The organism is Ruegeria atlantica, from assembly GCF_013032505.1.
In the GTDB taxonomy this organism is placed as follows: domain Bacteria; phylum Pseudomonadota; class Alphaproteobacteria; order Rhodobacterales; family Rhodobacteraceae; genus Ruegeria; species Ruegeria atlantica_F.
Genome location: NZ_WQCG01000004.1, coordinates 88861 through 111141, shown reverse-complemented (window position 1 = coordinate 111141; position 22281 = coordinate 88861). Strand labels below are relative to the sequence as shown.

The 22281-nt window shown below is 51.2% G+C and carries 15 protein-coding genes; 4 read left to right on the top strand and 11 right to left on the bottom strand.

Going from position 1 to position 22281, the window contains the following annotated elements; translation table 11 throughout:
* The first annotated feature begins 186 nt into the window (after positions 1 to 186).
* From GOW92_RS16110 to GOW92_RS25370, 3 genes are all read left to right on the top strand, one after another.
* On the top strand, positions 187 to 1473 hold the full coding sequence (locus GOW92_RS16110) for an O-antigen ligase family protein (RefSeq protein WP_170561757.1): 1287 nt from the start codon (positions 187 to 189) through the stop codon (positions 1471 to 1473).
* 174 nt (positions 1474 to 1647) lie between these two features.
* The gene (locus GOW92_RS16105; protein ID WP_170561755.1) at positions 1648 to 2562 is read left to right on the top strand and encodes a sugar phosphate nucleotidyltransferase; all 915 of its coding nucleotides are present in this window, start codon (positions 1648 to 1650) and stop codon (positions 2560 to 2562) included.
* A 391-nt stretch (positions 2563 to 2953) separates the two neighbouring features.
* A complete protein-coding gene (locus tag GOW92_RS25370) occupies positions 2954 to 3880 on the top strand; it encodes a glycosyltransferase family protein (RefSeq protein ID WP_170561752.1) in 927 nt (308 codons plus the stop codon).
* A 166-nt stretch (positions 3881 to 4046) separates the two neighbouring features.
* On the opposite strand, the gene GOW92_RS16095 is transcribed toward GOW92_RS25370, so the two are convergent.
* From GOW92_RS16095 to GOW92_RS16050, 10 genes are all read right to left on the bottom strand, one after another.
* Positions 4047 to 5396, bottom strand: coding sequence for a UDP-glucose dehydrogenase family protein (locus GOW92_RS16095; protein WP_170561749.1), 1350 nt, complete (start codon positions 5394 to 5396; stop codon positions 4047 to 4049).
* Positions 5396 to 6505, bottom strand: a complete 1110-nt coding sequence (locus tag GOW92_RS16090; protein ID WP_217356562.1) for an NAD-dependent epimerase/dehydratase family protein — start codon at positions 6503 to 6505, stop codon at positions 5396 to 5398. Before GOW92_RS16090 ends, GOW92_RS16095 begins: the two co-directional genes overlap by 1 nt.
* A 311-nt stretch (positions 6506 to 6816) precedes the next feature.
* Entirely contained in the window at positions 6817 to 7515 is a 699-nt protein-coding gene (locus GOW92_RS16085) for an SDR family NAD(P)-dependent oxidoreductase (RefSeq protein WP_170561746.1), read from the bottom strand.
* Positions 7512 to 8807: a DUF4910 domain-containing protein gene (locus tag GOW92_RS16080; protein WP_170561744.1), complete on the bottom strand. Its 1296-nt coding sequence runs from the start codon at positions 8805 to 8807 to the stop codon at positions 7512 to 7514. Before GOW92_RS16080 ends, GOW92_RS16085 begins: the two co-directional genes overlap by 4 nt.
* A 5-nt stretch (positions 8808 to 8812) precedes the next feature.
* Positions 8813 to 10081: a methyltransferase domain-containing protein gene (locus GOW92_RS16075; protein WP_170561741.1), complete on the bottom strand. Its 1269-nt coding sequence runs from the start codon at positions 10079 to 10081 to the stop codon at positions 8813 to 8815.
* A gap of 430 nt (positions 10082 to 10511) precedes the next feature.
* Positions 10512 to 11387: a hypothetical protein gene (locus tag GOW92_RS16070; RefSeq protein WP_217356561.1), complete on the bottom strand. Its 876-nt coding sequence runs from the start codon at positions 11385 to 11387 to the stop codon at positions 10512 to 10514.
* A 12-nt stretch (positions 11388 to 11399) separates the two neighbouring features.
* Positions 11400 to 12497 (bottom strand): Gfo/Idh/MocA family protein, encoded by a 1098-nt coding sequence (locus GOW92_RS16065; RefSeq protein ID WP_170561738.1) that lies wholly within the window; start codon positions 12495 to 12497, stop codon positions 11400 to 11402.
* Positions 12498 to 13101: 604 nt separating this feature from the next.
* The gene (locus tag GOW92_RS16060; protein WP_170561735.1) at positions 13102 to 13761 is read right to left on the bottom strand and encodes a hypothetical protein; all 660 of its coding nucleotides are present in this window, start codon (positions 13759 to 13761) and stop codon (positions 13102 to 13104) included.
* A 5-nt stretch (positions 13762 to 13766) separates the two neighbouring features.
* Complete coding sequence (locus GOW92_RS16055; protein WP_170561732.1) at positions 13767 to 14624, bottom strand: hypothetical protein; 858 nt, start codon at positions 14622 to 14624, stop codon at positions 13767 to 13769.
* A 344-nt stretch (positions 14625 to 14968) separates the two neighbouring features.
* The gene (locus GOW92_RS16050; protein WP_217356560.1) at positions 14969 to 16075 is read right to left on the bottom strand and encodes an aminotransferase class V-fold PLP-dependent enzyme; all 1107 of its coding nucleotides are present in this window, start codon (positions 16073 to 16075) and stop codon (positions 14969 to 14971) included.
* Between the two features lie 180 nt (positions 16076 to 16255).
* Between GOW92_RS16050 and GOW92_RS16045 the strand changes: the two genes are divergently transcribed.
* Entirely contained in the window at positions 16256 to 18001 is a 1746-nt protein-coding gene (locus GOW92_RS16045) for a GMC oxidoreductase (RefSeq protein ID WP_170561729.1), read from the top strand.
* A gap of 455 nt (positions 18002 to 18456) precedes the next feature.
* On the opposite strand, the gene GOW92_RS16040 is transcribed toward GOW92_RS16045, so the two are convergent.
* Entirely contained in the window at positions 18457 to 22281 is a 3825-nt protein-coding gene (locus GOW92_RS16040; RefSeq protein ID WP_217356559.1) for a non-ribosomal peptide synthetase, read from the bottom strand.

The following is a 22281-nucleotide window of genomic DNA, read 5'->3' as shown; positions in this document are numbered from 1 at the left end:
ATCTTACATTTGGGATTAACTGGTCACTACTGTCTAAGAGAGCGATGTCTAAGCCTACGGCCGTGCTGCGAAACGGTGCTTGTAGACAAGCGTCTGCCATCTTTGTACGCTTTTGTAGCTTCAGCAGCGCTCTTCTGCTGAGTGATCCTTTTTTGTGCACGTCCCTTTCGTCAACCAGTTTTTGCCATGACACCTGTCACCCGCAGTTTCCCGTATCAATCTCACGCAGGATCATCGTTTAACCACCTTGTGCTCGCTTTTTGCCTGTGTGTTCTGGTGGTGATTGGCACGCACTTTCTGGCAATCGTGTTCTGGCAGAAAGGCATCGCGAACAAGATCGGAGTTCTACTGCTAGTTCCTGTTCTTACGGTCACCCTATTGTATTTTCGGCACCTGATCCGCGGTGCGGTTTCATCTCCCGAAATCACACTGTTAGTTATTTTTGCATTTTTTTCAGTGCTTTGGAGCGACTTCCCCAGACATTCTTTCGAGCGCGCGGTTCCACTGGTCGTAACAACCGCGCTTGGACTAATGCTGGCCAGCGTTATGTCCTTACGGGGCTTGCTTTTGTTTTTGGCGACGTTCTACGGCATCGTGATTTTGTTGGCTATGGCGGCCATCATAGCCTTGCCACAAGCACGAGGCATTCCACCGTGGGGGAATACATGGAACGGAATTTTCCTGCATAAGAACGGCCTGGGAACTGCGGGGATGTTTGCTTTGCTAACGTGTTCCTATGCATCGGGACAATTCACTGGCAAACTAAAGACTGTCTTTGTTGCGACGGCAATTTTGGGACTATTCCTATTGATTGCCTCAGAATCACGGTCATCTCAGATCATCGCCCTGTTCGCTGTGACCGCGCTGTATGTTAGTAAGATTATGCCTCGAATGGAGACAATTTGGGCCATTGGATACATACTGTTCTCAATGATCTTTGTAGGCATGGTCGCATTTGTACTAGCCTCGACACTTGCAGAGCCTCTGTTTTCACTGATCGGACGAAAGCCCACGTTGTCCGCCCGGATTCCAATTTGGGAATTGGTCTGGCCCAATATTATGGATCGGTTCTGGGTCGGTTACGGATATGCCGCCCACTGGTATGAAAATGCTTCGCATCTGAGTATGTATTCGAGCAAGGCCAATTTGGGCTTCCTGCCCCACTATTCCCACAATGGGTTGCTTGAAACATTTCTTAATGTGGGTTTTGTGGGAATTTCTCTTTTGCTTCTAGGGTTGTTTCGCTTTTTCTTCTCGATGTTTTATGGGTTACGCTTTATCCCGGACCGTGAACCCATAGTCTTCGTTTTCATTTTGGGGATGGTGTTCATCTTCTCAAACATCACTGAGAGCATGGTGATGGAAAGGATGAGCGCCAGCTGGATTTTCTTCGTTGCATACACCACAAAGATGAACCTTGTCGCGAAAGCGCTAAGGGCCTCGGCGCGGGCAAACTATGCCGCCGCGCATTAATTTCGGTTTATGTGGGCGGACCAAAACCTGCGATTTCCTGCGACCGTTTCTTTAACGATAACCATTTCAGCAATATTTGGATCCAAGCGAGATTGACAGCTACGGCTGAGTGGTATGGAATTTAGGGATTATCTTTTTAAGCCTTAACGAGTTCCTATTCGGTGGGAGACCCACATGAAAACAGCTATTTTTGCAGGCGGCAAGGGCTCGCGCCTAATCGAAGAAACACGGGTTCGTCCCAAACCACTGGTTGAGATCGCGAACCGCCCGATTTTGTGGCACATCATGCAGCACTACTCTACCTATGGTCATCACGATTTCGTACTGGCCCTGGGGTACATGGGCGATCTGATTAAACAGTACATTTCGGATCTTTGTCAGCATGACGGAAATCTGCGCGTCGATTTCGCCAAGCGCGAGCTGTTTGGCGAACCAGAGTATCGAAATTCAGCCATAGACACCCAGATGCCGCCCTGGACTGTCGATCTTATTGACACGGGCACCGAAACGATGACCGGGGGTCGGCTGGCCCGTTTGCAACCATATCTTGGCAATGACACGTTCATGCTGACATATGGCGACGGGGTTTCGAATGTTGATCTGGACGCGTTATTGGCTTTCCACAAATCTCATGGCAAACTGGCAACCATAACCATGGTCCGGCCGCTAACGACCTTCGGTCACCTTCAGGTGCGCGAAGATGGGCTTGTGGAAGGTTTCATGGAAAAACCAGAAGTAGCGACTGACTGGATCAATGGCGGCTTCTTCGTGCTCGAACCCGAAGTTTTCGACGCGGTTGCAAGCGTCAATGGCGACGACATCATGTGGGAAGAGGGGCCTCTTCCTAAATTGATGGAGCTGGGCGAATTGATGGCCTATCGCCATTCCGGTTTCTGGTACTGCATGGACCACCTAGCAGACAAAAGACGGTTAGAAGAAATGTGGAAAAGCGGGAACCGTCCGTGGGCGACTTGGGAAGAAAAAAATGGCTCCCGGGACGATGTGTCGGGGCAGAATGGAGACAGACACCGGCTGGGTATTGGTCGTGGCGCGCATCCCGGTGATTGGGTACGATATAAATCACTTTAGTGCCGCCTGCCCTCGGGCTGCGCAATGCTTCAAGTGGTTACACCTATGCCAGACACCCATTACTCCCTGCGGTGCAGTCTGGACGGTCACTCGTGATTGAGCGTCGTTTCGGACGGGTGAGAGATTTGTTAATTTTGTGTTTAGTAGGAGTATTAGGTTGACGAGTTCTATGAATTTCAAACAAGCCCGACGAGATGTCTTGATTTTCTCTCAACGCAAGTTGAACACAGGTATTTCACGCTGCTCTGGGTACGAATTCGAAGATGTGGTCGCTCAGGTTGAGGGCGCGGATATCTTGATGCCAGCCCGCGCCCAACAAACGCGCGTTCAGGTTAATCCCAAAAGATGGCTGTCTAAACACACGGGTCTTTTCAAATATTGGACATCTGGCGTGCCAAAGACACGGCTTGAAAAAGACTATGATGTCTTTGTTTGCAATGTTCAAAAACCAATTGAGCTGCTTGCCTTGGATGCCATCCCGAATTGGCGCGAAAGAACGGGTGTAGCAATCTGCGTTCTCGAAGAGGTCTGGGCTGCTGACGTCGCTCTTTATTCCCCTTTAATTAAATCCTTGTCCGAATTTGATCTGATAACCTGCGCGTTTGCTGAAACTTGCGAACTACTGCACCGCTTGACGGGTAAGCCCGTTATCCAAATGCCTGCAGCTGTAGACATGGTGCGATTTGCACCGGCTGCGTCACGTGTTGAAAGGCCTGTTGACGTCTATTCAATGGGTAGAAGGCGTCCAGAGCTGCATGAGAAGCTGGTAAAAGCAATGAAAGCCCGTGGCGGCTTCTACCTGTACGACACGGCGACTAAACCTCCGGTCACCGAGCAGCAATCCGCGCACCGCGAACTACTGGCCAGTATCATCCAACACAGTAAACTTTTCGTAGTGGACATCGCAAAATTTGGCCACAAGGACCAATGCTCAGGACACCTCGCATGGGGGCCCCGACAAATCGAAGGAATGGCGGGCGGTGCAGTTCAGGTTGGATACGCGCCAGAAACACCTGACTACTATCAGTACTTTGATTGGCCCGAAGCAGTGTTCCGTTTGCCTGAAGACTCGGACGAGGCCTTAGAAAGCCTTCTGGCGTTGCTGGACAACCCGGCTGAACAACATCGTAGGCGGAAAATAAACTTCGCCAATTCCCTGCAAAGGCACGACTGGGTGCACCGCTGGGCCAGTGTATTAGAGTATTTGGATCTGCCGGAAACCGTGGCCATGATAGATCGCCACAGTCGCCTGAATGACATGTCCCGACAGCTAGGTATAAGCCAGTCAGAACAGCCCGACCTCGAAACGATTTCCTAAAACGACTTCCAGCCAAGCAGTTTCGGGCGTTTATTCACGATCCAAACTGTGGACCACTTTGCGTTCTAGGCAATAAGTACGGCCATATTCCCTTGGGAACCCGCTTGCGCTCTCCACTCTCTCTGGATCGTTTGTCCGGCCAAGCCGCCTTCGGACGTTTGGGCGATCAGCGCACCAAACCCTGCAGCCCAATTCCTTCGTAATTCGCGACACTGTCTTTCGGGATCATCCGACGTCCGTCGATGACCAGCGGTTGTGGGACAAACGTTTTGACCAAATCGGGCAACTTTGAAAACTCGGGCCATCGGGTCACTATCATCACCGCGTCCGCACCTTCGATCGCCCGGCTCAGTTCGTCCTCGTAAGCAATTGAGTCGCTAAAATGAGCTTCAGCTTCGTGGCGCGCAACCGGATCATAGGCGACGACCTCAGCCTGTTCGGTTAGTAACTTGTGGACAATGGTCAAAGCTGGGCTTTCTCGGATATCATCAGTTCCCGGTTTAAAAGCCAGGCCCAAGACAGCAATCCGCTTGCCGCGAAGGTCAGGGAAATGAGATTTCAATCGGTCCAGCATCTGGCCGGGTTGTTTATTATTGGTCTGCATTACTGCATTCAGCAAAGGCATCGGAGATCCGGCGTTTTCTCCATACGCAATCAGCGCCTTTACATCTTTGGGGAAACAGCTGCCACCAAAACCGCAACCGGCCGCCAGATAAGTTATGAAACCGGGCCAGATGCGCTCCGCGTTCTCCGGGAGGATAGGAGTAAACCGTTTGTCCAGATGCATACCCTCCATCGCCTCTACTACATCAACTCCCACATTGGCGCAGAGATTTCCGATCTCGTTCGAGAATGAGATCAAAGTCGCCAACAAAGAGTTCGCGGTGTATTTTATCATTTCCGCGGTAGCAGGGTTTGTCCTTACGATATCAACATTAGGAAAAACGGAGTAAAGCTCGTCCATCGCGGCGATCGCACGGTCATCACCTCCGCCGATAACGATGCGGTCAGGATGCATGAAGTCCGTGATGGCTTCGCCCTCTTTGAGAAACTCGGGGTTCATGCCAATACCGAAATCTTGGCCCGCTCTTTTGCCCGAAGCCTCCTCCAGAATTGGCCTGACAACCGTGTCAGTTGTTCCCGGAACGACTGTGCTTTTTACCACTACGACGTGATAGGCATCCTTGTCCTTGATTACCTCACCAATCTGGCGCGACACGTCGCGGATATACCTCAGGTCGATTTCGTTGCCATCGAACGGCGTGCCAACAGCAATCAGCGAAATGTCCGAATTCAAAACCGCATCGCGCAGATCTGTCGTTCCGTGCAGCGTTTGGCCTACAGTCTGGCACAAGAGATCTGCCAACCCGTCTTCGTGAATAGGTGGCGTGCAGGCGTTGATCTGATCTATTTTCTGCTGAACCGTATCGACACAGACCACGTCGTGACCTTTCATTGCCAAACAAGCGCCCGAGACCAACCCAACATATCCCGTTCCTATGACTGATACACGCATCACATATCCTCTGCGTCTCGATTGCCGCTGTACCAAATCATTGCGCGACGCAGCCCCTCGTCCACTCCGATCTCAGGGTCGTAGCCAATATCGGACCGGGCTTTAGCGATGACCGGGCAACGACGATTGGGATTGTCGACAAGGTAGTCTTTGTCTTCCGAGACTTGAAAAACCGCTTTGCCCTGATAGCCAAATTCATCGCGGGCAATTGCGATAACACGCTCGGCCAAATTAGCCATAGAGATTTCGGGGTCTTCAATACCAATGTTGTAGGCTTCGCCCGGCTTTCCGTTCAACAGAATCTTGTAATAACCGCAGACGGCATCCGCGACATAGCAAAATGTCCGAGTGGGCGCGCCATCGCTGAACATCACGATATCGCGTTCAGCAAAGATATCGCGGGCAAAATCCGGCAGCACTCGGCGGTCCGAAATTTTCAGGCCTGGGCCGTAGTTATTGAACGGGCGCGCTATCGTGATCGGCAGATCGTATTGTTGGGCGAACACGACGCAAAGCGTTTCGCCGTATCGCTTGGACTCGTCATAGCAAGCCCTTGGGCCAGTGCACGACACATTTCCCCGGTACGTTTCCGGAGTTGGAATGCTTTCGGGGGTTGGGTCACCGTAGATTTCGGATGTAGAAAAAAAGAGAAACCCTTTGATCGGTTTTTCCTTTGAATGCTGTGCCAAAGCGTAGTCCAACATATACCGCAATCCACCGACATTGGCGTCCATCGTCTTCAGAGCGTGTTGGCGGTAATAGATTGGCGAAGCGATTGAGGCCGCGTGGATGATGTAATCGAAATCGGCCATGTCGTCCGGCAACGGTTCCGTAATGTCATGGGTGACCAGTGTAACGTTGTCATCATCCTGTATGGACTTTAGCCAATCCGGTACGCCGCGCATGTAATTGTCAAACACAGTTATCTTGATCGGTGCTTGACCCGAAACGTTGTTCCAATGGACCACGGATTGCACCAAATAATACCCCAAAAAGCCTGCCCCTCCGATAATCAAAAGGCTTCGGCCTGACATGGTTTCAAATTCTGGTCCAAGCTTGGAAGCGATATATTCCAAATCGGTGGAGACAACTTCTTGAGCGGTTTTCACGAGGCTTCTCTCTACAAATACAATGACTGGTAATACGGCACTTTGAATCTCGCGTTGAACACGACGTTGCTTGCTGCAGGCAAACTCTTTCTGGTTCGAAGTCTTGAAACCAAACGGAGGCCTGGGTTGGCGCCGACTGTATTCAAATTGATTCACCGAAGAAAAATTTCATTTTGATCTTAGCATGCACCGCCGCGGATGAAGCAAAAGATTGTTAAGTGAGTTCAACTTGCGACCCCGCCAAGCCAAACGGATTGAATGCTGCAACCACCCAAGTTCCATTGTTGCAGCTTGGGTTTTTACCTGGACGGCTAGAACTTTTTAGCCGGGCGCACATGAATGTCGGTCACTTCCGCTGTGTTTGCCGACGACAAAGATTGAAGCACAATCTGCGATATGTCGTCCGGCTGCAGCAGAAGGTCTGGATTATAAGCTCGGTTCTCTTCTGCGAAAATACCTTGCTGCATGGCACTTGCCGTTCGACCAGGAAAGACGCTTAAGACACGGACGCCGACCGGGTTCAACTCATCACGCAAGGCGTCAGCAAAGGCTTTGAGCGCGTATTTGCTGGCTGAATAGGCGCCGGTGCCACCTCGGGCGTTGTTCCAGATCGATGAGTTCAAAAAAACTACCGATCCATGTCGGGCTGATAGCGCGCGCGATAACGCCTTCGTCAGAACCCAAGGCGCGCGCATATTAATTCTCCACATTCGGTCTAAATCCGTGATCGGCGAATGCGCAACGGTGCCCATGGCAAAGTCGCCAGCGGCGTGAACAAGTATATCAAGCTCATCGATAGTGGATGCAATTTGGTTGGCAGCAGCTTCCATCGCCCCGTCATCAGAGAGGTCAACTTTATGCCAGGTAAGCCGATCACTCTGTTTCGTTTTACGCGACAATGCATGAACTTCGGCACCTTCGGCCACCAAAGCCTCGGAAATTGCGCCGCCGATTCCACCGCTTGCCCCTGTAACCAAGGCAACTTGCGACTCAAATCGAGCCAACCTCATGACGCGACCACCAGCAAACCATGTTGCCGCAAAATTTCTGCCGCATGCGCCACACGATCAAACCCAAGTTGAGATCGCTCCGCGATATCCAAAAGACTGTGTTCCCCATCCGAGTAGTTCAGTACCCAAAGCAACGCCATCTGCTGCTCTTTGGAGTCCGATCTGCCACCAATCGCGTCATACAACCCGCGTCGTCCAAGCATCGGTTCCCCTTTCGGGTTGAGGTTCATAAACTTTTTGTCACGCTCAAGGATATCGATCACCTTCTCCAACCGCGTCAACGAGTCTTCTAACGCTTCCGGTCTGACGAATTCGGGATTGTCCGCCGAGGTGTGATACTCTGGAAAACGGGAATATGGCGTTCGGGAAAAACAACCCATTGGCAGGTCAAAACCCGGCGAACAGAACTGCCTTTCGTCATAACCATAGGGTTCGAATTCCAGCATTTTGTGATCCGGTTGATCCTGAATCACCAATCTGACTGCCCGGTTGATTTCTGTGTCATCTCGGCGGCTTTTCTTGTAGTGAATCGCACCCGGATCGCCGAGGTTTGCCAGCACCAGACCATGCTTGACCCGGTCAACGGTAGCAGCGTTGCGCGCGAGCCAAGTGATCGCGCCAATTGTGGCAGGGATAAACAGAACACGGATTGTGTGCTGCGGCTGCGGCCCTTTCAATAGTCGACGTGCAAGTTCAGTCGCAACCACAATCGATGATAGGTTGTCATTGGCCAAAGAGGGATGGCAAATGTGGGCCGACAGTAGAATTTCATCCGTCGTTTGCCCTGGTATGACACACTCAGCGTAGGTGAGAGATCCGTCCTCAAGCGTCGCGTCCACGACGACCTCATATTCCCCTTCCTGCATAGCCTCAAGATCACGGTGCGGCAGGCAAAAACCCCAGTTCTCCGCGTAGTACCCGGTTCTATAGGGAATCCATTCGGGATTCGAAGGATCCGAATGCAGGTGTGGCTTCAGTTCCGACAGTGACATGCGGGTGTGCACCGGACGACTATAGCTTACGATATGCAGATTGTGCTTTTGGAAATCGATCACCCTGTTCCCGGAGGCATCAGCAACCCAAGCGTCGCGAATGGTCCATTCCTTTGGAACATGCCAATCCAGAACGGGTTCGCCTGAAGGGACCTCGGTGACGGAAAGTGGAATATGCTCGCCTATCAGCGAGAGCGTTTCGCGCACACCTGGGCCCGTGATTGAACGGCATATTGGATATAGGCGAACGAGCTGAGAATGAAGCAACTCCCCGACGGGGGTATCCGCGCGGTCCGCCATCATCACTACTCCAAGACCTTTACTTCGGGCAATGGAACAACAAATCTTCCGCCCCATTCGACGATGCCCTTCATCGAGTCCATGATCTCTTCTTTGATGTTCCACGGAAGGATCAGCACATAGTCGGGCCGAGTCTCGAAAATCTTATCTGGCGCGTGGATCGGAATACGTGTTCCTGGCAGCAACTTGCCCATTTTGGCAGTGCTCACATCAACGGTGTACTCAAGAAGATCCGTCTTGACGCCACAAAAGTTCAAAAGGGTGTTTCCCTTGGCGGGTGCTCCGTACCCGACGACGGTTTTTCCAGCTTCCTGTGCGTCCATCAGGAACCTCAACAGATCCCGCTTTGTTTTGTGAACCTGTTTCGCGTAATCCCGGTATCGATTGAGCGACGTTAAACCCTCAGCCACTTCGCGAACTTCAAGTTCGGCCACGGATGGCAACACCGGATGATGGGTATCCACGTCCTCCGCACGGCAGGCGAACACTCTCAACGACCCACCTTGTGGCGCGATCTCTTGCACTTCGAAGACCTTGAGCTTGTGGCGTTCAAAAATCTCCCGAACTGCAATCAATGAGAGGTAGGAATAATGCTCGTGATAGATCGTGTCGTAGTAGTTCTTTTCGATCAGATTCAGCAGATGCGGGAACTCCATTGTAAGCACCCCGCCCTCTGCCAGGGCCGGATGGAAGCCGCTCACAAAATCGTCAATGTCCGGGACATGGGCCAGTACATTTGCACCGTGAAGAAGTTTAGCCTGCAGGCCTTCGCTTTGCAGCCACTCACCAGTTTCTCGGCCGAAAAAGCGAATTTCCGTTGGCAAACCTTTTTCGCGCGCGACCTTTGCGACTCCTGCCGATGGCTCAATCCCCAGCGTAGATACGCCATTTGCGTGAAAATATTGAAGCAGATAGCCGTCGTTGCTTGCGATCTCGACAACCCGGTGTTCCGGGCCGATCCCAAATCGTTCGGTCATCTCGGCGACATAGCCTTTTGCGTGATTCAGAATCGTCGACGAAAAGGACGAGAAATAAGCATAATCCTCATTGAATATGGTTTCGCGCTGTTCGACAGCTGGCAATTGGACTAACCAACAGTCTGGGCAAACATATGCATGAAGCGAATAAAATGGCTCTGGCTCGAGAATTCTGGACGGATCTACATACGAATTCGCCAGCGGCGTGGCGCCCAGATCGACAAATGTTTCGGCTAAACCTTTGCCGCAACCTCGGCACGAAAGCTTGCCGCTCTTTGGAAAAACCTGATCAGGCATAACTACATTCAAAACAATGAACAAACACGAAATTGGTAGCATGGATGGAACGTCACCCAAAGCCATTTTTCCTGACCAAGCAGACTCTCAGGTCGCCAATCAAACCTAAGTATCGGTTTAATTGATCTGAGAAAAACGAGGCATATGAAACAGCTGGTCACCGTTTGTTTCTGGCTTTTCAAGATTAGTTAGGAATAATCGGCGCTTAGCGTTCTGGCCCTTAAACCGATTTTGGCACCTGCACTATGGTTGAAAATCAAAGCGTCAGCGCGCAGAGCATTGCGCATCGGATTCCGGCCAACCCCACCAGATATGCATGCTCTCGGATCCAAAAAACGCAATTGTATCGGGCATGCCTTATTGTTTGCAAAAGTTTGACAATAAGGACATCAGGAGTGTCGGAACGGCCGAGTAGCTTGACGGGCTCAATTCATGGATTGCGTCGCCCGCCAATGTATTTGTCAACCAACGCCTTCGTCCCACGAATATTTCCCGCGCTTGAAGCCCCGAACACAATCGACTCAACGCCCGGGAGCTCTGATATCCAGTGGATTGCTTCATCTGCGGGGATCGCCCCAGAGGCATAAACAGACATAGCGACAGCCCGCACACGTCCGGATTTCAATGCGTCAAGATAGGCATCATATCCACCAGACATACGGAAGCCGATCTTGTTGATATTCGAACAGATTATTGGGCGTTCAATGCCCTGCTTTTCCAGTATATCAAGAAGCAGCGGCATGTTCATTGTGATGTAAGCAGGCTCGGCGCCGTATTTCTCTTGGATGTGATCGTGGAAAATTCGGAAAGCCCGATGGAACCCCACGCCAATCAACAAATCAGCAAAGACGTTCTGTATGAAAACAACAGGAGTTTTTGCTCCCGTGAACATTTTCATCTCCATATCAATCATTGCCCTGGCGATGCCATCCATTTCTTTTGAAGCTAGGGCTTTTGTCCCTGCAAGCGCGGTTGCAAACAGACCATCATTAGGCATGAGGTGTCTTATGGCCCCCAACATACCGTGATCAGTTACGGCGTTGGCGTATTTATGCGCGTAGGGCATACAGGGGTAGAACTGGAAATCGCTGTAACGAACGGGATCGGCCCGAACACGATCAGCCACTTCTGAAATCTGATCGTGGGTCGTACACATGAAAGTGCGAATACCCGCATCATAGGCAACATCCAGGACATCCATAATCGCGTCAGTTCTTTGAAAACGCATCGCTTGCGCCCGCGCTTTTTCTTCGGACATGTGGTTGACGCCAAAAAACTGATTATCGCCGAAAAGCAACTTATCCACGTCATGCACTCCTTAAAGACGAAACCATCCACGCCTTTTCGCGGGCGCGGGCTGCGTGACGATCGGGGCTTCACCAACTGGCATACCGGTGTCGGCATTGGCCAATATCATCGACATGGTTTTGTCGGTTTCGGTGGCAGAAGCAAAATCATTTAAAATGAGGTCTGGTTTTCCTTGGGCCACAGCGGTGATAAATCCATCAAGCTGGGCTGAGTATTCTTCGCCTCGCAGATAGAACCACACGTCGTCCGTAAGATCTGTCGTATATCTGACGTTCCAGCCTTTGGTATAAGTCGGCAATTCAGGATCAGCATTTCGTAGATAAAGCTGACACTCCTGACGGTCAGCGAAAAGGCGTCCGTTGGTTCCAATCATTGTGATCTTCGTCGACATTTTTCGATGGCTCTCGTCAGACCAGTTGACTGAAAGCTGTGCCGTGGGTCCATTATCCCATCGTAAGGTCGACATCACCTGATCATCTGCATCTTCTGAGAAAACGCGCGTGAGAACTGAGCCGGAAACCTGCGTTGGAGTACCAAAGAACCAGTTCAAAAGGTTCAAAGGATGAGCCGCATAATCATAAAGGCAGCCGCCGCCTTCGGAATTGTCAGTGCGCCATGTGCTACGCCGATGACGCAGTACGACGGGTCCATAAGCTTCGGCCTGCACATGTGTGATATTACCCAGTGCTCCGGAATTCAGGATTCTCCTGACTTCCTGGAACGCGCCAACATATCTGTAGTGATAGCCAACCTGCGTGACGACGCCCTTGTCTTTCGCCAACTCCGCCAAACGGAGGCTATCCTGCCAGTTAAGGCAAAACGGCTTTTCGCAAAAGACGTGCAAACCTTTTTCTAGGGCGGCCGAGGCCATGGACGCATGCAGACGTGACGGGGTCGCAATGACGACCGCATCCAAATCCTGAGTGGCAAGCATCTTTGCGTAGTCACTGTGAATTGTAACTTGCGCGTTCTTTTTCAGCACATCGCTGATGAATCTGGAGTCATCACAGGCTACTGCATTGGCCATCGGATGCACATTGGCTATGGCATAGTGGGACAAGCCCATTTTACCCAGGCCAACAACGGCAATGTTGATTTTGTCCGCCATTCTCCAGTGCACCTCAAACTCATTAAAAAAATTGACGCATGTCGCCACGAAGGTTGCACAAACGTAGACAATTCCAGTGTCATACACCACCGGGCGAAATTCAAATTACAATGCTAGTACTTTTTGACGCAGCGGATCTTCAGGTGGGTATGGGTGCCTCGACAATCATTCAAAATGAACCGGAACAACTTGAAGTTCTTTGTTACCAACGCTGTTACATGCTCAATTTGTTGGTGCGACAGTAAATTGAAGTCTGCAATTTCAGCCTCAGAATAAACACAGACGCCGCGTTGACGGCGCTACCTTCAATAAACGCAACTCGATTAGACGACACGAACAAAATCGGTAACAGTTTGAAACTACCCTAGTGTTATGTTTCTGAATTCGAAACACTCTTAGGCAGAATCACTCACACGAAGCCACATACAATGGCGACGCCAAAGGCTCATCGACATGACGCTTGGGCAATACCTTCGATCACCCCTGTGCAAAAAGACAAATAGCATACGCGTGCCGGTTGGGGTTGACGTGCGCATCAAAAGGCCGCTGGACCAGATCCATTGAATTTGTGCATCACCCAGCATCTACTGCTCAATAGAGGCCGCTAACGTTTGGCAAAGGCCTTTTCGTATCGGGCGTCAGGCCAGACGCACAGCAGACCGTTACTGACCCGTGCCAACAGTTCGGCGTCATCTTCGTGGTCCGTCACCACTGTGGCATCATCCAATTGTCCAGCATCAAAATACGCTTCCGCATTCGCAAGCTTGCCTGCGCGGCGCCACTTCCAGCCGGATCTTAGGGATGCTGCTGCAAGCTCAGGTCGGGTTCCGGGGTAGCATTGCAGTAAGGGCGCGATAATAGCTTCATAACCATTTGAGAAAACGACAAACCGCGCCGGTCGAGCCTTGCCTATTAGGTCTTCAAGTGCTGTGTTGGCGAAAGTGCGACCAAGCTTGGGAGCGATGCGTGCCCAACTGCGAAGGGTCCATGGCATCAACGTCGCGATGGCCATCACACGAAGCCAATCACGATAATCTCGCGCCCGTCGCCGCCCGCCAATGATCCTCCACGGGCGTGTCAAATCAAGACCGCGCAAGATTGCCGCCGCCAAAGGAGCAGGACGCGCATGGGCGAGAAAGCACTCGGTGGAATTGCGCAGCCAAAGTGTCTCATCGAAATCGACGATCAGCAGCTTGCCCGCAGCTTTTTCCATGGCATGTGTAAGCTGTTCAGGAGAAGCAGTTTCGTAAAGGGGACGCTGCATCACCATTAACTGTCCATACTGCCTGAAGACGACCATTTGTCGTGCTGCACATGCTGCATCTCACGTACCACTTTTCTTGTTTGCTTGAACCCTCGCAAGCAGAGCCACCCCAGAATAATGCCCCCTTGAATAAGGTAGCTTTCGCTCAGATTGGATGGCAACAACAACAGCCAGATCGACAAGAACGAGAGTATTCGCAACACTTTAGACGGAAGTCCTACAAGGCCACTGCGTCCGTATCGGTACACGATGTATGGCACCCAACGGCGCAGGCATTGCGCAAATATGAGGGCTGCTCCCGCAGCAGGCAGGTAAAAGAACAGCAACGGAAACCCGTATTTCAGGATCTGTAAGGGTAAATAGACCCATACGCGGCTCAACTTATCGATACGGTTGTACGCATAATAGACCGCCCGAAGACAACCCAGTAAAGCGATCCAAGTAAGGAGGTATAAGAGTACAAATAGCCCGATTGCTTCAGGTTTTGTAACCCACGCAACCAGCAATGCCCCAGGCGCCGCAAACGCCACCGCCCACAACCAAGCCTGGCGTTCGGAGAAGTACGTCGCGGCCCTGTCAAAGCCAGGCGTTACCTTGGCTTCATGTTCAAGGCTTGCCGACACGGCGTCGTTTTCGAAGTAGCCGATCTCGTAGACGGTCCAGAAAGAAATGTGGAAGAAAAAAATGGCTAGGGCGACGCTGATTGGATCCGATGAAAATGGCACGAATGCCAACAGAACCAACAGCAAATCATCGCCAAGATTATCGAGAAAAAACGGTAGGCCGGTAGACTTGTTACGTTTGAAACGAAACGAGTAGTCTAGCGGAACATACCTGCGCGGACTTTTTACATTGTTATCCATAAAGAACCTTTTACCGGGGCATCAGACGCACACGCATATCAATCACTATTCATTTGTATATTGACGACTCTACGATTTTTTGACGTGCTCGCAAAACAGATCAAGTTTCGACATAAGACTGCTGCCGCTTTTGCAAGTAGATGCTGTTTCCCTAAATCATTGGAAGCAGCACGTTTCTTTCAGAGGTGAAGAAGGACAGTTTTTGAATTCTCGATACAGTTTTGGATGTCGACTGCATTTCAGTTCAGGCCGTAAGACGGTGCTTTGCGCATCAACTTTGGCCCCGGTTCAATCTAGATACCTACTTTCACAATCGCGCAAACCAAAGCCTGAGACGCATGAAATTATCCTTTGGAAAAATCGCGCGCGACCATTTTTACCAATGCGAGTGGATATCGCTCTCCAATCCCGACCCGGCAACTGCGCCGCAAAATATCCAGTGTTCGCGGGCACATGTCCGGAGCATATTCGATCGGTCGTTGCGCCCATGCCCAAGGATCGACCTTTGGATGGAAGGTCCTTTTTTCAAGGATCGGATCCCAGTTTGAATAAACGTGCTTAGTGCTGTCAAAAACACGACTAACCCCGCGGCGTTCGGCAAAAGCCCCGGCTTCGTTTTCCGTATCAAATGTAACGACGACACCAAGTGCATTCTCGGGGTCATTTTGTGGAGCGAGGGGGAAGCGACCTTTTTCTAGCGCTTCTGTCACCACCTCGTATCGCCGCTTCATACGTGAGATAACGCGGTGCAGTTTAGACAGTTGCGTATTCATCATGGCACCAGAAATCTCGTTTGCCCGCAGATTCAGCCCAATGAACAAAGGAGAGGGTTCGGTAAACGCATCATTCCGATAGGAAATCCCGATGTCGTGGTAGTTAAACGCACGAAAGTAGTCGTGATCGCTGCTTAACAAAACTGCGCCGCTTTCGCCGATGGTTATGTTTTTGTGCTGATTGAAACTGAAGGCGCCGGCGTCGCCAATTGCTCCGCAGTACTGACCCCTGTACTTTATCCCGACTGCCTGGCACGCATCCTCTACAACCAATAAACCATGTTTTTTCGCGGTTTTAATTATTGCGTCCATGTTGCACGGGCGGTTGCTCATGTGCACCGGCAAAATCGCCCGTGTGTAGGGTGAAATTTTGTTTTCTATGTCCTTTGGATCAATCGACAGAGTCTCATCAATTTCGACCAGAATTGGCACCGCCCCAACGTGGACAACTGCCGCCGCGCTTGCCATCCATGTATATGCGGGAAGCAGAACCTCATCACCGGGCCCGACACCCAAAGATGCAAGGGCCACGGTAAGGGCCGAAGTTCCGCTCTCAACCATAAGCGTTTGTTTCGCTCCGGTCAGTTCGGACCTTCGTTGCTCAAAACGACGACAATATTGGCCAGACCCAGAGATTCGAAGCAGATCACCCCGAGCGATCGCTGTTCCCGCTGCCAACCACTCACTAAATCCCAAACGCTGTACGCGACCGTTCCTCTGTCCCTGGTTTGGGATGGCCGTGCGAAGGTTTACAGATCGCTAAAAGAATTTTCCAATATTCATCTCTAATTTACTCGCAAAATCCACCAATTAACTTTTTCCAATCGCGCCAGATAAAAAGCGCTCCAACTCAACAATATGGAAATTATTCAACTTCAAGATGTACCGTATGAACAGGTGATCCGAACAGACGTACTGATCGTCGACGGCGGAGCCTGCGGTTTGTCCAATGCCCGAGAGTTGATCGAGTCAGGTCTAAATGTGGTCGTGGCCGAAAGTGGTCTGCAACAAGAAACACCTGAACATTCAGCGCTCAACACCGTGGACATGCCCGATGCAGTTCGATCCCAAGCTCGGGCCAAATTCAATTCAGGTCTGGCGACACATTGGGATCAAGACAGCCAGCCATTCGGCGTCCGGTGTAGCGGCCTCGGTGGGTCCACATTGGCGTGGGCTGGGAAGTCTGCAGCTTTCAGCGAAATCGACTATCAGCAGCGGGAATGGGTTACCGGCTCGGGCTGGCCGATTTCAAAGCGCAAGCTTGCACCATATATCGAGCGAGCCGGACAAATACTTAACCTTGGTCCACAGGTATACGACTCTGCTTTGTGGGAGCTTTTAGGGACGACTCCGGCGCAACCTTCAATCGACCCGGCGGTATTCGAGGATTGTTTCTGGCAGTTTTCGCGTGGCAGAGAAAACCCTCTCGACCTTTTGCGAATGGGGAGCGAATTCGCAAATTTGACCGCCAAAAACGTGCGTGTTCTGCTCAACGCTACTGCAACTAAGATAAACGTCGACACTACTGGAACCCGTTTCGAAAGCGTTAATTTTGCAACGCTGTCGCCAGAAATCCGTAATGTTACAATCCATGCGGAAAGATGCGTCCTGTCAGCAGGAGCAATCGAAAACGCAAGGTTGCTGCTGGTATCCAACGATGTTCACCCAAATGGCTTGGGCAACCGTTTCGACTTGGTCGGACGCTATCTTTGTGACCATCTACAGGCGGAACTCGGTTATTTTGACGCCTCCGACGCACAGAGAATGACGCAGCGATTAGGCTTTTTTGGCCTCCCCGCAAGTGGGCGCACGCATATGTACTCTAGTGGGCTTGCTACCTCCCCGGCAATTCAGCGAACCGAAAGGCTGTTAAACGGCGCTATCATTTTTCTGGAGGAACGCTCTCAGGAAGATCCAGTCAGTGCGTTAGGTCGGTTATTGGGCGGCAAGAGCCAATCCAGATTGCAAGACGTGATGTTTGTGGCGCGAAGCCCGGTTTTTGCTCTTAAGGCCGCTGGAATGAAAGCACTGAATAGCGGAAAGCTCCCCAAATCCGTTCGCAATCAGATCGCCGAAGCTGCTGCTGCACTCTTTCCAAATTCCTCTGTCCGCGAATTTCGTTATCGAGGGCTCCCACACAAGCTGGATGGCATCGTGGCCCATGCAATAATCGAACAAGCGCCCAATCCTGAAAACAGAGTCGTGCTTTCAGACCGTCAAGATCAACTGGGACAACACCTACCCAAGGTAAACTGGTCGACCGGTTTTGAAGAGCGCCACACACTGCTTCAAATGGGGAAGAACTTTGTATCCGAGTTCAAGAAATGCGGCTTACCGTCCCCTCAGGTTTCCGAGTGGCTGCGCAATGGAAAGCCGGATCAGGCGGATATGTTTGATGTCGGGCACACCATGGGGACCACGCGAATGTCACTGTCACCAAGGGAAGGGGTCGTTACAACTGATTTGAGAATTCGAGATATTGAGGGACTTTATGCTGCCGGCGGTTCCGTTATGCCAACGACGGGACACGCAAATCCAACACTTATGATGATGTCACTATCGATTCGCCTTGCAGATCACTTAAAGCAAAAGGGGGCTTCTTAGGCTAAATATTCTTTTCGCAGGTGTTCAGGATGAGTCCATTCCCAAGCTGTGAACGGACGAACGATCCACTATTTTCTTTCGGCTGAAATCAGATCCCTACATACAATGAATGCTACGGCGCTTCTTTGATCACTTTGTAGCAAGGATGGAAAATTAAAGAAGTGGTGAGCCGTGCAGGATTCGAACCTGCGACCCACCGATCAAAAGTTAGTTAAAATGGCTATTCCAGCGCTCTCCACGCCGCGCCATAATGAACCACACACAATTGTAGTTAATTTCTTTTGATGGGATTTACTCGGCGCCCAACTCATATCTTTTGCCACGATGCGCTGCGCTAGATGGTTGCCGCGGCTGTTTTGAGGAACTGGAGCACGCGAAACTCACCAAATGACAAATCGACATTACCGTATGTCATTGACGTAAGACAGTTTGATTGTGTTGTTAGAGTCTTGAAGCTATCGAGTTCTTTGGTCTACGCATTCCGAAATCACAGAAGCGATCGATGCAAAAACGTCCGGTCGGCTCATGAGTTCCACATGCTTCATGTCCAGGCTGTAAAGGCGTTTGTCGCGTAAGTGCGTATCCAAAACGTCACCGCCCCTCAGAGAGGGATTGCCGCGTGACAAAAACACGTGTGCCGGGGGATCAAAGCGAGGCACGCGAAAATCACTGATTGCCAATTCGTGGGCAATTTCGACACCCCTGATCCTTGCTTCTTCGGCTTCAGGTTGCTCAGCTAGAATGCGCTTGATTTCAGGAACGACGCGCCGTGCTCTAAAGTGTCGCTTCCAGCCTTTGATGATGTAGCGCAGTCTCTTGTACGTGCGAAAGTAAAAGGGCTGCAATTCCGGTTCTGCCCCGACCATTTTGAATGGAGGGTCCAATAGGACCATACCAAGGGTTTTTTCCTGCCCCAATTGTCTTGCCATTTCCATGGCAATCGGACATCCGGCGGAATACCCGCACAGAACAAATGGACCGGTCTTATTGGTCTGTTTAAGATTAGAAATAGCTTCGGATGCCAAGTCGCTGACAGACCAGTCAAACGGGACGGGAGTACCTTCTGTCCGATGGCTTGGGATATGGACAACAGAATGGTCTGGACCCAAGCTTCGGGCCATATACCGGCTGAAATTGACAGAGCAATGTACAATTAAGACTGTTGTTTTGCTCGTTCCTTGGCTGGAAATCTGAATAGCGTTTTCGCTCCCAGAGAACACCTCACCCGCGCGTCTTTCGGCTACCCTTTTGGCCAATTCAGCAACTGTTGGGCAACTAAAAAGATCGGTTGGTTCAAAGCGAATTCCTTGCTCGCAACCCCTGGCATAAGCCGAAAGCGTCGCCAAACTGTCGCCACCCAAATCAAAGAAATTGCCGTTTCTCGTCTGACATGGCGTATTCAGCGTTTCGGAAAAAATTGCGGCTATTTGCTCCTCAAGCTCTGTCTTCGGGGGGGCGCCAACGTTAGATTGCAGGTGCTCGGTGACTATGGCCTTAAGTGCGTTTTGATCCAGCTTTCCGTTCGGAAGGATAGGAAACACTTCGACGCCAACAACCGAACTTGGATGGAACGGTTCTGGAAGACTGGCCTTAATGTGACGTGCGGTGGCCTCACAAATCGGGTCGCTGGATCCGCATTCTATCGCCAAGATAATACTGTTGGAGCCCGCAAGCGCCAACGAAACGGCAGCTATACGGCGTTGTTCAGTGACAACTTGAGCAGCAGCCTCAATTTCCGAAAGCTCGACTCGATGTCCGCGTATTTTGACTTGTTTGTCACGGCGGCCCAAGAATGTGATGCATCCCGAGGCGTCAGCAACCCCAAGATCGCCTGTTCTATATGCCCGGATGCCTTCACCTCCAATTGCAAAGAACCGATTTTGTGTTTTTTCCGTATCGTGTAGATAGCCATTTGCGACTGTGTCGCCAGCAACAATGATTTCACCGGTCATCCCCGGTTCAGCGGGACAATCATCGTTATCGAAGACGCCCACCCAGGTTCCTGGAATTGCCTTCCCAATTGGAACAATCGGGCCCTCTTCAAAAGCGGTAGCATCAAACGAAGTGCACCAAACCGTACCCTCCGTCGGCCCATACTCATTCATCAATACGCAATTGGGCAGCAACTCTTTTAATTCGTGAGGCAGGCGGTCGTAGAGTGCCTCTCCTGCAGCGATTAGAACCTGTAGGCTTTGCAAATCACTTTGCGGAACAGACATCAGAAGCGCACGAGCTAGACTCGGCAGGCACAGAGTATGGGTCACCCTGTGTCGGGAGATCAATTCTCCTAACTGGTTCGGATTTTGCTCGGCGCGTGTCTCGGCGACGACCAAATGCCCACCAGTGCAAAGGGTCCAGTAAATTCCGGCAACAGAGCTGTCAAACGCCAAAGAGGACAGCAATAGGTAGACTTCTGGCGCAGCACCGTAAACCTCGTCTCGCGCGACCGTTGATACGGCCAGCGCTGAGTGAGGGATCTCCACACCTTTGGGTTTGTTTTCTGACCCGGACGTGAACATGACATAGGCACGCGCACCGAGCTTAACTTCGTCCGGGTGCATCGCCTGATCGATCACGTCAATTAGAACAGGATGAGCAGATTTCGTGGGCAGGTTATTTTGCGACGCTCGTGACGTCACAATGAACTGTGGCTTGACCGTTTCCATCATCTGCGAGAGACGTATTTCCGGATAATTCAGATCCAGCGGAACATATGCTGCACCTGACATCATCACGCCCAAAAAGGCGGCAATTGCATCCACCCCACGCGGCAAAGCCACAGGGACTATATCTTCTTCAGTCACGCCAGCTTTGCGCAGTGAAAAGGCTAGTTGCCGCGCGCGTTTCGACAGTTCGGAATAAGTTACCGTTTGGTGGTTGTCAGATATTGCGACCGCATTTGGCGAAGCGTCAGCGTGTTGCAGGAAGCGATGTATGACAGTTTCAGCTTTTGGCGCGGGTACGATGTAAATCGGGTTAGCACCGTCTTTCATCAGATTACGTATTGGCGTTGTAGGATCATTGGCAATTGCAAACAGGACGCGTTTGTAGCTTTCAAGGCACGACTGAACGGCTTCCGCGGAGATACGTTCTGGGTCGAAATAGACTTCAACATCGAAGTCTTTCTGCGGCGTCACAAGAAGCGCTAAGGGATAATTGCTGAACTGCGCTGTCTTAAGACCAGTGATCTCAATGTCGTCAAAGACGAAATCTTGTTTCTGAACGCCTTCATTCACAAACAGCGTATCGAAAACGGGGGTTCCACTGGCGAACGGGGCGCAGCTTTGAACGTCTGCGAGCGAGGCGTGCTCATGTTTTAGTCGTTTCAACTCGGTGCTAGCATGGTCTTGTAGGAGCGCGCCCACTGGTTGGGACGGATCAATTTTGAAACGTACTGGCAGTGTGCTTATGAATGCACCAACGGCTTGAGAAATATTGGGGATTTCAGGTGGACGTCCTGCAGTCGTGGTACCAAACACGATGTCGTTTTGCCCAAGATACCTGCGCAAGACCAATGCCCAAGCCACTGACAAAACCGTATTTGGTGTGACCTTCAATTCTGCCGAAGCCCGATTTACGCTCTCCATCAAGTCGCTGCCTAATCGCTCGGCGTACGAGACCTGGGTCGGAGACTGAATTCGGCTGTCCAGTTCAGGAAGCAAGCAGGGCGCTTCCAAGCCCACAAAGTAATCGGTCCAAAACGCAGTGTCCGTCAGTGGACCCTGTTTTTTGAGCCAGGTCAGATAGGTTTTGAAACTTGGCGCAATCGAACCGGCAGGGCTTTTTCCATGGTAAAGGTCGAAGAGATCTCTAATCGAAACGCCGGTCGACCAGCCATCGCTGATAAGGTGATGAATTGTCCACACAAACCGCCAGCAATCTTGCGCTTCCTTGATCAGTGTAACTGCCATCAAAGGAGGGCTTTTCAAATCAAATTGCTGTAGCTGCTCAAGTTTCAGAAGGTCGTCGAAACGCTGTTCAAAACCTGAATGCTCAGTCCAATCCAATTCGGTCCACGGCAGGCTAACCTGTTCTTGGATGACCTGAACAGGTTGCTTCACACCCTTCCAAAGGAAACCGGTTCGGAATACGTCGCGCGCTTTTACAAGAGACTCCATCGCAACTTTCAGCTGCTTTGGGTCCAGAGGGCCCCGCAACGTGCAGCTGACTACAGCTACATATTGTCCGTGTAGCTGCGCCTCGTCATCGACATGAAACAATATCCCGCGCTGGGCGGAAGACAGCGGAAGTATGTCGGCTACACCTTGCGGATATCCCAT

What these genes read in the sequence shown, in the direction of transcription:
- GOW92_RS16110 (WP_170561757.1), top strand. Translation starts at nt 187, where the DNA reads ATGACACCTGTCACCCGCAGTTTCCCGTATCAATCTCACGCAGGATCA.
- GOW92_RS16105 (WP_170561755.1), top strand. Translation starts at nt 1,648, where the DNA reads ATGAAAACAGCTATTTTTGCAGGCGGCAAGGGCTCGCGCCTAATCGAA.
- GOW92_RS16095 (WP_170561749.1), bottom strand. Translation starts at nt 5,396, where the DNA reads ATGCGTGTATCAGTCATAGGAACGGGATATGTTGGGTTGGTCTCGGGC.
- GOW92_RS16085 (WP_170561746.1), bottom strand. Translation starts at nt 7,515, where the DNA reads ATGAGGTTGGCTCGATTTGAGTCGCAAGTTGCCTTGGTTACAGGGGCA.
- GOW92_RS16080 (WP_170561744.1), bottom strand. Translation starts at nt 8,807, where the DNA reads ATGGCGGACCGCGCGGATACCCCCGTCGGGGAGTTGCTTCATTCTCAG.
- GOW92_RS16075 (WP_170561741.1), bottom strand. Translation starts at nt 10,081, where the DNA reads ATGCCTGATCAGGTTTTTCCAAAGAGCGGCAAGCTTTCGTGCCGAGGT.
- GOW92_RS16065 (WP_170561738.1), bottom strand. Translation starts at nt 12,497, where the DNA reads ATGGCGGACAAAATCAACATTGCCGTTGTTGGCCTGGGTAAAATGGGC.
- GOW92_RS16060 (WP_170561735.1), bottom strand. Translation starts at nt 13,761, where the DNA reads ATGCAGCGTCCCCTTTACGAAACTGCTTCTCCTGAACAGCTTACACAT.
- GOW92_RS16055 (WP_170561732.1), bottom strand. Translation starts at nt 14,624, where the DNA reads ATGGATAACAATGTAAAAAGTCCGCGCAGGTATGTTCCGCTAGACTAC.
- GOW92_RS16045 (WP_170561729.1), top strand. Translation starts at nt 16,256, where the DNA reads ATGGAAATTATTCAACTTCAAGATGTACCGTATGAACAGGTGATCCGA.
- GOW92_RS16040 (WP_217356559.1), bottom strand. Translation starts at nt 22,281, where the DNA reads ATGGGATATCCGCAAGGTGTAGCCGACATACTTCCGCTGTCTTCCGCC.